A 12308-nucleotide genomic window follows, 5' to 3' on the forward strand; every position below is an offset into this window, starting at 1 on the left:
GTATTGCGGAAACGGGGATTGGCGAACTGTGCCGCGCGGCCGCTTCGAAGAGGACCGCCGAAAGTGATGTCACGTTGAAACCCCTTGAACTTCCTTGTATACATATTGTATTTCTACCGTGCACAGTCAATAGCCATTCGGCGCATCAGCGGGGACATGATGGGCATGACGATCACCGGAATGGTCCGGCGAAGCCTGGTGTCGGCCTGGGCCGGAGCAGCCTTCCTGCTCCTGCCGGCCGGAGCGGAGGCCGCACCGGTGGGGGTGGAAGCGGTCACCGCCTATGTCCTCGACCATAGCGAGGTCCGCACGATGCACGCGGCCGCTGGCGACAGCTATCGCATCTACGTCCAGCGCCCGGCCACCCCGCCCCCGCCGGGCGGCTATCCGATCCTCTACCTGCTCGACGGCGACCAGAGCTTCCCCGTCGCCGCCGCCATCGCCGGACAATTCGGTCCCTATCTGGGCCTGGAGCCCGGGGTGATCGTGGCGATCGGCTATGGCGGCCCGTCCCGCCGCGTAGCCGACTACACGCCGCCGGTGCCGATCGAGGCCAGATTGGACAAGTCCCTGCCTCGGTCCGGCGGGGCCGACCGGCTGCTGGCTTTCATCGCCGACGAGCTTCGCCCCGCGGTCGAACGCGACCTGCCGGTGGACCCCGATCGCCGGACGATCGCGGGCTACAGCCTGGGCGGCCTGTTCGTCCTCCACGCCTTCTTCGCGCGGCCCCAGCTGTTCCACAGCTATGTCGCGTCGAGCCCGTCAATCTGGCTAGTCCGCGATCATCTCTTCAGGGCGGCCGACGCATCCGCACAGCGAAGGCCCGCCTTCGCGCGACGCCGGTTGCTGCTGTCGGCCGGCCAGTGGGAGGAGACACCCGACCCCGGCGCCAGCGCAGCCGATCATGAGCGCCTCGCCCAGGCACATATGATCGGCAACGCCCGTAACCTGTCCCGCCGCCTCGCCACCCTGCCCGGCCTGACGGTGCGCTTCGACATCGTCCCGGGCGAGACGCATGCGAGCGGATCGCTGCCCTCTATCCGCGCCGCCCTGGTCGAGGCCTTCAGCCCGCGACCGGCGCCCTAGATCGAAGGATTCCGCTCGCGTGGAGCGGGGAATCCCGCTGACACGACCTCTAGCTCAGCATTCCACGACATTGACCGCCAGGCCACCGAGACTGGTCTCCTTATATTTGGAGCGCATGTCGATGCCGGTCTGGCGCATCGTCTCGATCACCGCGTCGAGGCTGACGACGTGGCGCCCGTCGCCGTGCAGGGCAAGATAGGCGGCATTGATCGCCTTGATCGCGCCCATCGTGTTGCGCTCGATACAGGGCACCTGGACGAGCCCGCCGATCGGATCGCAGGTCAGGCCGAGATTATGCTCCATGCCGATCTCGGCGGCGTTCTCGATCTGGCCGTTGCTGGCGCCGAGCGCTGCCGCCAGCGCCGCCGCCGCCATCGAGCAGGCGACGCCGACCTCGCCCTGGCATCCCATCTCGGCGGCCGAGATCGACGCGCGCTTCTTGTAGAGGAAGCCGATCGCCGCCGCCGTCATCAAAAACAGCCGGCTGCCCGCCGCCGTCGCGCCGGGCACGAACACCTCATAATAATTGAGCACCGCCGGCAGCACGCCCGCGGCACCGTTGGTCGGCGCCGTCACCACGCGCCCCCCGGCGGCATTCTCCTCGTTGACCGCGAGCGCCCAGAGGCTGACCCATTCGAACACCGTCGAGGGGTCGCTGCGCGGTCCGCGCGCAACCAGCCGGTCATGGACCGTCTTGGCGCGCCGGCGGACGTTGAGCCCGCCCGGCAGCACCCCCTCCCCCTTCAGCCCACGCGCGATGCAGGCGAGCATCGCCGCGCGAACCTGCGCGAGAAAGGCTTCGGTCTCCTCGGGCGCGCGCCAGGCCTCCTCGTTGGCGGTAACGATCTCGCCGATCGAAAGCCCGGTCCGCTCACCGATCGCGAGCAGTTCCGCCGCCGAGGAGAAGGGGTGGCGCAGCGCGACGTTCGCGCTCCGAACTGGATCGCCCTCTCGCAGGATCGCGCCGCCGCCGATCGAAAAATAGGTCGCCTGCTCCTCGCCGCCATCGGCATGGAAGGCGGTGAAGCGCATGGCATTGGCGTGGCCGGCAAGGAACTTGCCGCGCAGGAACGGCAGGTCGGTCGCCTCGTCGAACGGAATCTCCGGCCCGCCGTCGAGCGGCAACGCCTTGCGGGCGCGGATGTCTGCGGCCTTCGCCTGGATCCGGTCGGGATCGACCAACTCGGGCGTCTCGCCCGCCAGTCCGAGCAGGATGGCGATATCGGTGGCATGGCCGAGGCCGGTCAGCGCCAGCGAGCCGAACAGCTCGCACCGGACCCGGACGACCTGGCCCCGCGCGGCCGCGCGCTCGACGAAATCCTTGGCGGCGCGCATTGGCCCGACGGTGTGCGAGCTCGACGGCCCGACCCCGATCGTGAACAATTCGGTGACGCTGATCGCCCGGTCCGCGACCGGAGCGACCTTCTCGCTTTTTGCCGCCATCACCCGGCCGTCCAGCTGCCGTCACCAACCATGCTTGGGCCGGTCGGCACCGACGCGGCCGATGCCGGGAAAATCACCATATCCATCAGGCCTTCGATCCTTCCAAGGGGCCCGGCTTGATCTTGCCGAGCACTCGCCGAGATAATCCCTATCCCCCAAGAACGGCCTGGTCATCGACGTTTCGATCAACGTCGGCCAGTGATGCCGGACCGGGTGGCAACCGAATTGAGCCTCGCAACTCGCGGGATCGCGGTGCCTGCGTGCACCGTTTACGCCCTTTCTGCAGCTCTCATGCGCATACGTTCGATTTTTCGAAGAAGAATGCGACCTATCCGCGCGCCCATGCGGCCATAATGCAGCCGAAATCCAAGGATTACCGGAATGATCTCGCATTTTGCCGCTCTTCGCCCGCAGCCGATCGACCCCATACTTGCCCTGGTCGACATCTTTGCGAGTGACGAGCGTCCCGACAAAATCGATCTCGGCATCGGCGTCTACCGCGACCCGGCACAGCGCACGCCGGTCATGGCCGCGGTCAAGTTGGCGGAGCGCGAACTCGTCGAAAAGCAGGACAGCAAGGCCTATCTGGGCTGCGGCGGCGATCCCGCGTTCCTTGCCGCACTGACTTGCCTGCTGATCGGCGACGGGGCCCTCGGCAAACAGATATCGGGCGTGCAGACGGTGGGAGGCACCGGCGCATTGCGGCTCGCGGCAGACCTGCTCGCGGTCGAACGGCCTGGACGGACGATCTGGATCGGAACGCCTACCTGGCCCAATCACCTACCGATATTCCGCACGGTCTTCGCCGACGTCCGCACCTATGAGCAGTTCGATCCATGGACACAGCAGATGCGCGCGGACGCGGTGCTGGACGCCATGTCGCAGGCCGTTGCGGGCGACGTATTCGTCCTGCACGGTTGTTGCCACAATCCGACCGGCATCGACCCGGACATGGAAAGCTGGTCCGCAATCGCAAGTCTCGCGGAACGGCGCGGCATCCTGCCGATCGTCGACATCGCCTATCACGGCTTTGGCGATGGCCTGGAAGGGGATACGATCCCGCTGCGACTTCTGCTCGACCATGTGCCGGCGGCTTTGATCGCCTACTCGTGCAGCAAGAATTTCGGGCTCTATCGCGATCGCGTCGGCGCGTTATTTGTGGCCGGCGATCCCCAGGCAAGCGACGTTGCCTGCTCGAACCTGCTGCAACTGGCGCGCACAAGCTATTCCATGCCACCCGACCATGGGGCCGCCGTGGTCCGCACGATCCTCCAGTCTCCCACGCTCGAGACCGAATGGCGCGCGGAGTTGGAAAGCTATCGCATGCGCCTGCGCGGGCTGCGCGAGCGATTGGCATCCCATGGCACGGTCGGTCGGATCGACCTGGCGCCGCTGGCGGATCAAAAAGGCTTCTTCTCGCAATTGCCGCTGAGCATCGACCAGGTCGATCGGCTGCGACGCGACCACGGCATCTATATGGCGCCCAGCGGTCGGATCAACATCGCGGGCCTGGGCGACCGGCAGGTTTCGGTCTTTGCCGCAGCGCTGGCGGGGCTCTCCGAACGGTAAAACCCGCACCGGAGAACTGATCCCGCGACCGTGAGGTCGGTCACGCATCGCCCCGCACGCGAGGGCGTAATGAACGGGCTGTCCATCGACCCGATGGGAGGAGCGTTCATGATCAATCGTGCCGTAAAGCTGGACAGGCTTGCCGAGGTGCTGGCCGCGGAAGCGGGCGTCGTCTGGCGCGATCTGTCGGATTATCCCGGTTATCTGAAGGGTCGCTGGCGCGACCAGGGACGCTCCGTGGCGGGGCAATCCTCCGCAGGCGTACGCTTCATCGAAGGCAGGCCTCAGTGGGATGGATCGACGAGTGACGAACTCGTCTGCGATCTTCCTGAGAATTTTCTGACATTGGCGGGATTAAAAGAGATTTCGTGATGCTGGTCACGGGCATCTGACGAACATCCGCGTCATATTACGATTCGATGAGACAATACCGGCAGATTATTTCTGAATCCGTCGGGATATATTCTCGATATCCGCGAATATCGGAGAAAGGACATTAGTGTCCAAATCTTCGTATCCGGTAGTTTTTCTGAATCTCTAATCCATTCTTAGGATTATCGACGGGCATTCATAGAAGGAGGTTGTCGTGACTGAAGCAATCGGACCGATTTTCGCGGCGGGTTTCCAGACCGTGACCAAGGACGGCTATCCCCTGCTGTTCCTCCCCGATGCCAACAACGATGCGCTGCAACGCGAGGGCAAACCGCCGGTTTACCACTGGCTGCCGAACAGCGTCCGCCTCGCGCGCAAGGACAATGGCGACTATAAATTCTCCTTCCTCCAGTTCGTCGGCGTCCAGAACGAGGACACCAATGTCGGCGTGGAAGGGACCCAGGAGGTCGCTGGCGCGCTTTGCGGTTTTTCCACAACCAGCTCGCCGCCACCCGAGGTGCTCAAGCAGGCCGGCGACGAGCTGGTCGACCGCTTCCGCGGCAGCGACGATTATTATTGGGGCTGGCGTTCCCCCGCCACTCCGATGATCCGCCCCGCGCCGATCGTCTCGAACACCATGTCGATCACCAGCCTGTCGCCCAACGGCGACGGTTCGATGCCCTCGGTCGCCCCCAGCGGCGGTGCGGCGCCGAGCCCGGCTCCGGCCCCCGCCGGCCCTGGCGGTCCCCCGAGCCGTTCGCTGATGGCCGCCCCCGAACTCAGAGGCGTGACCCGCCCGCCGCTGCTGACCGAGCTGCCGCGCACCACCACCCTCGATCGCGCGATGCGCGCCTCCAATCTCGACGCCTGGTACGCCAATCTGGCGGGCAGCGGGCCGGGCTCGGTCACACCCTTTGCCGAGAACGCCTTTTCGGGCCTGCTCGGCAGCTATCCGGCGGCGATGGTTTACAGTTCCTTCCACGGCGGGCAGTCGGCAATCACCGTCTGGCAGATCCTGCAGCTCAAGGTGTGGAGCCCGATCTGCGAGATCCGCATCCGCGGCGATTGGAGCCGCATCCAGGATCATTTCTCGGCGGCGGCGCATGCCGGCGGCTGGTTCTGGTCGGCGGACATCAAGGCCGAGTTCAATTCGATGCGCCAGAACGGCACGATCGAAAGCGAAATCCTCGTCGACTCCACCCTGCCCAACGCCGAGAAGATTCAGGAGATGATGGAGAAGCGCTCCGATCTCGTCTTCCAGAAATTCCTCGATCAAGCGAACAAGGTGATCTTCGAGCCCGCGCCCTATGACGAGAAGGCCGCCGAGGCGAGCGGCGGTTTCCTGGGACTGGGCGGCGGCGGCGCGGTCAAGCTGCGGCGCGACCGGGTCGATCTGCACCTCGAATTCCACGAGAAACGGCAGATGGCCTATCTGCAGCCCAATCCGATCAGCGGCCAGCTCGAAGGCATGTACGACGAGATCAAGGCCAATCCCGACGCCGAGAAGAAGTACTTTCAGAAAGTGTTCCTCGACGACTGGAACCGCTCGGTCACCCGCGTCTTCAAGCCGGTCGTAAACTGGCCCGACCCCGCGAAGAAGTGGGTCGGCCAGCCGGTCGCCTTCCTGTCCGCGCAGGTCGGCTACCCCGACACCGAGGGCAACCTCCAGTGGACTGGGCACATGTTCCAGGCGAGCGACAAGCCCGACGATAACTGGCGCATCAAGATGACGATGAAGCGCAAGGACGAGGTCGAGAATCCGCCCGCCGGCTGGGAACCCGACAAGACCTTCATCAAGCGCCAGGTCCATTTCGGCGAACCGCCGAACGAAACGGAAAATCCGTTCGTCCGCGTCTCGATCGAGAAGAATGTCGTCGACCTCGATCCGGGCGATGCCGGGGTCCCGCTGAACCTCGTCAACAACGAGATCCGGGTCGACAATGTCGGCGGGATCAATTGCGGGCCGATTTTCCTCGGCGCCGACCTGGAGAACGACAAGCAGATCGTCGAGGTGAGCTTCCAGGCCGACGGCAAGACCGAGGACGGCAAGGACCGGGCCCCGGTCACCTTCTCCTGGCGCTTCGGCGACCAGACCGAGCCGCGCTATTGGATGGTTTACACGGGCGACCCCGACTATCTGCCCAAGTTCAAATATCAGGTGCGCGTGCTGGTCAAGGGCAGCATCTTCACCAAGGGTCAGGAATGGATCGGCCCCTGGCAGGAGGCCAGCGGGAACGGCCCGATCATGCTGACCGTGCCGACGCCGCAGGACGCGGGCGTGGTCACCCGCGAGCTCAGTATCCCGATGGTCGGATCGAAGACCAAGCCGATGACTCCGTCACCCGTCGTCACGCCGCCGGCATCGGGCTCGGGCACCCGCCCACCCGCGTCGAGCAATGGCGCACGTCCTCCCGCGACGCCTTCGGCACCGCCGTCGCGCAGCATCGCGGCGAAGCCGAAGACGGTTGCCGGCTATGCTCTGGGATCCGGGGCGAAGGGCGCCAAATCCAAGGCGGCCACACCCCCCGGCACGGCCGGTGCCCAGGATCGCGACCGTCAGCTGGCCGCCAGCGAAGCCCAAATGCGCGCGGTGTCGAAGCGGCGGCGCAAGGCTTCGGAAGAGATGTTCGGTCCCGTGCCGAGCGAAAGCGAAGCCGCCGCGCAGGAACGTGCGCTGCACCTGAACGGCGCGTCCTGACGGCGTGCGGCGGGAAAGGACAGGATCATGTCCGGTCCGAAGGAAAAGCGGGGGGCCTCAAGCCCCGGTAAGCCGGAGTTAGCGCCCCCCGCCTCCGCTGCGTCCACCGAAGATCGGGGGCTGGTCCTGGCCCTCGATCAGGCGGGCCGGGCGAAAGCGTCGATCACCATCGTGCTCGATCGTCGCCCGCCTGCCAGCGGAGCGTCGATCGAGCCCCATGTCTCGCACGCGCTGATCGCCCTGACCGGGCAGCTCGACAGCCCCGCCTTTGCTCGCTCCGCCAGCTTCGTATTGCGCGACGGCGACATCGCCTTGCAGAAGTTCGGCGCGATGGGCCTGCGACCGACGGCAGCCTTTTCGCTGACGCTGGGCCGGGAGGCGGCGCTACGGGTGCTTGCGGCGCTGCGCGGCGAGGCGAGCGGGATGGGGCTCGAATGCCAGGTCGAACGACGGGGTGCGGCGTCGGCCGAGGCGTTGACCGTCAGGGGGCGGCTTGCGGACGTGGTGGCGGCCCTCGGCACAGCCGATCTGCTCGACCGCACCGGGATCGGCGGCATAGCGAGATCCATGCTCGCCAGCGGCCGCCTGTCGGTGTCGACTGAGGTCGAGCCCGACGACGAGCGGCTGGTCGACGGCTTTCTGGCAATGGCGCGGCCCATTCTTCGCCCGATTACCACCGAGGCAGGGCGCCGCTGGAGGGTGCTGGCGGTCACCCCCAATCCGATGACCTTGTCAGGCCGGATCGAGAGCGCCGATGCCGCGACACTGGAGCAGCGGATCTACACGCGCTCGCTCGAAGCTCTGCTCGCGCCGGTCGCCACCGCCGATGACATCGACACGTTTGTCCGGATCGTCGCGCCCGACGGAAGGGGCGGCCTCGGACCGGTACCGCGTCTCCTGTCGCAGCCCACGAAGCGGGGTGGCCCAACGACAATCAAGCTCGCCCGCTTCGGTCGGGCCGACCTGGTCCAGCTCCAGGCCGTCGCCCAACCCTCCAGCGCCAAGGTCAACGCTCACGCGATGATCGCGACCGCGAATGCCGCGCCGTTGGCCGCGACCGCGACGATCAAGCCGTCCTATGTCGCGATCGCCGACCTTCAGATCCTGCCGCTACAGGGCACGCCCGGCGCGGAGGCGCTCCCGCAGGTCGACCAGAAGACGGCGCCGCTCTGGCGCGACCAGATCGACCCGAACCGCTTCTGGTATCCGCCGGCCTTTTCGCTCGCCCTACCCGCCGCGGCCGACGATCCGGACGGCGCCGTCTTCGGGATGACGTTCCGCGCCGAGGGACATCGCAGCGATGGAACGCCGGGCCTGAACGGCAACGTATATTTCCGGCTCGAGCGCGGGATGAGCGCGGATACCCAGGCCGCCTGGGAAGCGGCGGGCAAGCCGGCCATCGCGCCGGTTCCGGCGGACAATCTTTCGGTGCAACTGCTGGTCCCCTTCCGGGACGAAGCCGGCGAGACGCGGACCCAGGCTTTCGCCGCCGATCTGCGCGAGGAGGGCGAGGCGGTCCATGCCGAGATCGGGCTGATCGACGACTGGGTGCGGCTCGCTTATGGCAGCCTGGCCTTTTCCGGGTTCCAGAACCGCCCGCCCGAGCTGTCGGTCGCCTACAGCTTTCGCGGCTATGTGCCGATCACCGAGGGCAATCTGCAACTTCTGTTCGATCGCAAGGCCGCACTGGTCGCGCTGGCCACCGGCCCGCGCACGCGGTCACTGGACGTCGGCTATCTCGATACCGAGATGCTGGCCTGGTCCGATGGCGCTGCGTCGGTGAAGCTGACGCGGGAAGCCGATGTTCCACGCACCAGAGCGGCCTTAACCCCGCGTCCAGCGATCGGAGCGGTCGCGACGCTGGCGGTGAAGCCGAACCTGCTCCAGGCCGCGACGGTCACCGAGCTGCTACGTAAGCACAAATATGGGGTGCAGGGCATCGCCCGCGCGCAATTGCTGCCGGCTGCCTTCCCCTGCGATAATTTCGGCGCCTTCTACCGTGAGGAGAAGGACGGCGCGTTCACGGTGATCGGCTGTCAGGATGCCTTCCGCCTCGGCCAGACGGTCTATCGCCAGTTCGAGCGCATCGACGACCTGAGCGATGCTGCCGCCAGCGTCTGGCGCTCGCTGCAGCAGCCCGGCCGTTTCCTCGTCGTCCCGGCGCGCTGGTCGATCGGCCGGTTCGACCAGGAGTCGCCAGCCGAGCGCGCCTATCGGCCCGCCATCTTCCTCTATTCCAGCGTCGATCCCGACGATGCCTCGAAAAACCGTACCGCGATGCTGGCCTCGCTCGTTCCCGACATCGACCCGGCCCGCACGCTGGCGATCCGGCAGGACCTGCGCGGGCTGGCCAGCGCGCCGCTGCTGCTGTCGCTCAACGATATCGAGGCACAGATCGACTTCCGCTGGACGGTGCCGACCCTGCCGGGACTGACCGTCAACGCCGTCAAGCTGGGTGCGTGCATACAGGTCACCGCCGAATGCCCGCTCGACACGACCCCGCTGCTGCTGTCGATGCTCGAGACCAGCGGCCTCACCGGCGCGGTGGGGTTCGCCCTGCCCGACGGCACGAAGATCGATTGCGACCTCGGCATCGACCTCGCCCGCATCATCGGGCCGATGCCGGGCGGCCCGGTCGTCGTCGAGCGGGGCGACGGCGTGATCCGCCTCCGCAATCCGATCGAGCGCCCCGTCGACATCAGCGAGATCGTGGCTGAGCCGGCCGACGGCGAGCCGGTGAGGATCGCCGTCGACCGCCGCATCGAGCCGGGCGCTTCGATCGATATCGCCGCGGAGCCGCCCGCAGGCGAACTGACCGTCGTCTGCGCGCCGGCCGACGGCACCGCGACGCTGACCGAAATCCGCAGCTTCATCGAGGACGTCCACACCAACGTCACCTTCGTGAACCTGGTCAACTACGCCAACCACGCGCTTGCCGCGCTGACCGCCGAGGTCCGCATCCGCGACATCGAGGGTAGCCAGCAGCTCCCGCTCGACGAGAACCAGCCCGTTTGCTCGCTCGGCTTCGTGCTGCCGCTGACTCGCTACCTGGTCAGCCCGATCGTCGAGTTCGCCGTCACCAAGAGCTTCGACGACGGCACCACATCCACGACCGGCTGGCTCGAATGGAGTCTGGCCGACGACGGCAACGTCGTCAGCCTTACCTGGGAGAGAATTGCGTAACCGCCGGAATATCCCGGCTTTCTTGAGGAGAATGACGATGGCTATGGGGATGTCTATCCACATCGGGCTCAACAACCTCGATGTCGCAGCATATGGCGAGCAGACCGTCCTGGCCGGCTGCATAAACGACGCCGACGCCATGCAGAGCCTGGCCACGAACCGGGGCTTCCAGACCCGGCGGCTGGTCGAGGACGAGGCGACCGCCGATGCGGTCATCGCTGCGATCTCCGATGCGGCCTGCACCTTGCGATCGGGTGACATGCTGTTCCTGACCTATTCGGGTCATGGCAGTCAGGTGGACGACGCGGACGGCGACGAGGCGGACGCGCTCGACGAGACCTGGTGCCTCTACGACCGGATGCTGCTCGACGACGAGCTCAGCCAGCTATGGTCGCAGTTCGAGGCTGGCGTGCGGATCCTGATGCTGTCCGACAGCTGCCACAGCGGCACCGTCGCCAAGCTCATCAAGGAGCGCAAGCTCGCCAATTCGCCGCAGCTGCGGGATATGTTCACTCCGACATCGGTAAAGGCCAGGCCGGCGACGCGCCCGCTCCTGACCCGCGATCGCGGGACGCCGCCGCCGGCCGTCGGCATCGCGCGCCCCACCCCGCCGGTGGCGCTTCCCGCCGATCCGCAGCGCATCCCGCCGGCAGCGCCCGGAGAGGTGACCTTCCGCTGGCTGGATCCTTCCGCCCGGCGCCGCAGCATCGAGAAGAATGGCGGCCTCTACGGCACGCTGCAGCGGCTGATCGGCCGCGACATAGACGACGACATCCAGGCATCGGTGATCCTGATATCCGGTTGCCAGGACAATCAGCTGTCGGCCGACGGCGACGGCAACGGCCTCTTCACCGAAACCCTGCTCAGGGTGTGGGACGATGGCGCCTTCTCCGGCGATTATCGCGCCTTCCACAAGGCCATCCTCGATCAGATGCCGTCGACCCAGTCGCCCAATTACTTCACGACGGGGGCATCCGATCCGGTGTTCGAGGCCCAGGCGCCTTTCACCCTCTCGACCGACGCGACAAACGAGCCCGTATCATCGTCGCTGTGGGTGACCGGCCCCGATCGGATGGACAGGTCGGATGCGCCGCCCACCTTCAGCGTCAACACGGGTCCCAATCCCTATTTCATCTTCGAGATCACCAGCGAAGCGAACCTGTTCGACACTGGCAATGTCGGCGACGGCGAACGGACCGACGACAATTTCTACGGGTCATGGAGCGATTCCGAACACCATAGCGGCACCGAATACAGCCTGCCGGAAGCGGTTTGGGACCGGTTGAAGGCCGCCGACACGCTCTATTACCGGATCGGTTCGACCGAAGCCTCGACGGGCTGGGGCAATTACATGGTGTCCACGCCCGACCAGCAATATGACCTGGCACCGTCGATCTCGCTCAGCGGCGACGTCATGTCGGGCGAGCAGGAACAGCCCGCCGATGGCGCGGTGACGGGTGGCTCTCCGGCGATCAGCGGACCGGGCAGCATGGCCGCCGACGATCCGGCGCCCAGCTTCACCATCGATCGCGCGGGCGCGGCCTATGCCATCGTCGAGGTGGCGACCGACAGCGCGCTGTTCGCGGACGACAGCGGTCGCACCGACGACAATTTTTACGCGACCTGGCAGGACAGCGGCCTGCTGACCTCCGACGAATGGGACATGCCCGAAGAGGTTTGGGCCCGGCTCGCACCGGCCGGGACGATCTATTATCGCGTGGGAACGACGACCAGCGAGACAGGCTGGGACGATTACATGGTTTCGACCGAGGACGGCGACGCCGACCAGGCGCCGATGATCTCGGTCGGCGCGACCCGCAGCCGGACGAGAAGCAAGCCGAAGGCGCTCGCTCCCGCGATGGCCTGACCGACCCAGCTGCCCGGTGCGGGCTGAACACCGCGCCGGGCAGCGCCATCTCGAAGCCTATCTGCGCCGAACGACGGTCGGCCGAGATTA

The 12308-nt window shown here is 66.4% G+C and carries 7 protein-coding genes; 6 read left to right on the forward strand and 1 reads right to left on the reverse strand.

Features of this window, described 5'->3' with window-relative positions; translation table 11 throughout:
- Nucleotides 1-165: 165 nt before the first annotated feature.
- Nucleotides 166-1086, forward strand: a complete 921-nt coding sequence (locus tag ASE22_RS07820) for an alpha/beta hydrolase (RefSeq protein WP_162248291.1) — start codon at nt 166-168, stop codon at nt 1084-1086.
- 54 nt (nt 1087-1140) lie between these two features.
- On the opposite strand, the gene ASE22_RS07825 is transcribed toward ASE22_RS07820, so the two are convergent.
- Nucleotides 1141-2529, reverse strand: coding sequence for an L-serine ammonia-lyase (locus ASE22_RS07825; RefSeq protein WP_056357098.1), 1389 nt, complete (start codon nt 2527-2529; stop codon nt 1141-1143).
- A 381-nt stretch (nt 2530-2910) separates the two neighbouring features.
- On the opposite strand from ASE22_RS07825, the gene ASE22_RS07830 reads away from it, so the two are divergent.
- The 5 genes from ASE22_RS07830 (at nt 2911) to ASE22_RS07850 (ending at nt 12218) form a co-directional block, all read left to right on the forward strand.
- A complete protein-coding gene (locus ASE22_RS07830; RefSeq protein WP_056357100.1) occupies nt 2911-4098 on the forward strand; it encodes an aromatic amino acid transaminase in 1188 nt (395 codons plus the stop codon).
- A 108-nt stretch (nt 4099-4206) separates the two neighbouring features.
- Nucleotides 4207-4470 (forward strand): hypothetical protein, encoded by a 264-nt coding sequence (locus tag ASE22_RS07835; protein WP_156397530.1) that lies wholly within the window; start codon nt 4207-4209, stop codon nt 4468-4470.
- 214 nt (nt 4471-4684) lie between these two features.
- Nucleotides 4685-7168 (forward strand): hypothetical protein, encoded by a 2484-nt coding sequence (locus ASE22_RS07840; RefSeq protein WP_056357106.1) that lies wholly within the window; start codon nt 4685-4687, stop codon nt 7166-7168.
- 171 nt (nt 7169-7339) lie between these two features.
- Entirely contained in the window at nt 7340-10351 is a 3012-nt protein-coding gene (locus tag ASE22_RS07845) for a hypothetical protein (RefSeq protein WP_056357109.1), read from the forward strand.
- Between the two features lie 49 nt (nt 10352-10400).
- A complete protein-coding gene (locus tag ASE22_RS07850) occupies nt 10401-12218 on the forward strand; it encodes a caspase family protein (RefSeq protein ID WP_156397527.1) in 1818 nt (605 codons plus the stop codon).
- The last annotated feature ends 90 nt before the right edge of the window (nt 12219-12308 follow it).

It is taken from the genome of Sphingomonas sp. Root720, from assembly GCF_001428605.1.
Taxonomy (GTDB): Bacteria; Pseudomonadota; Alphaproteobacteria; order Sphingomonadales; family Sphingomonadaceae; genus Rhizorhabdus.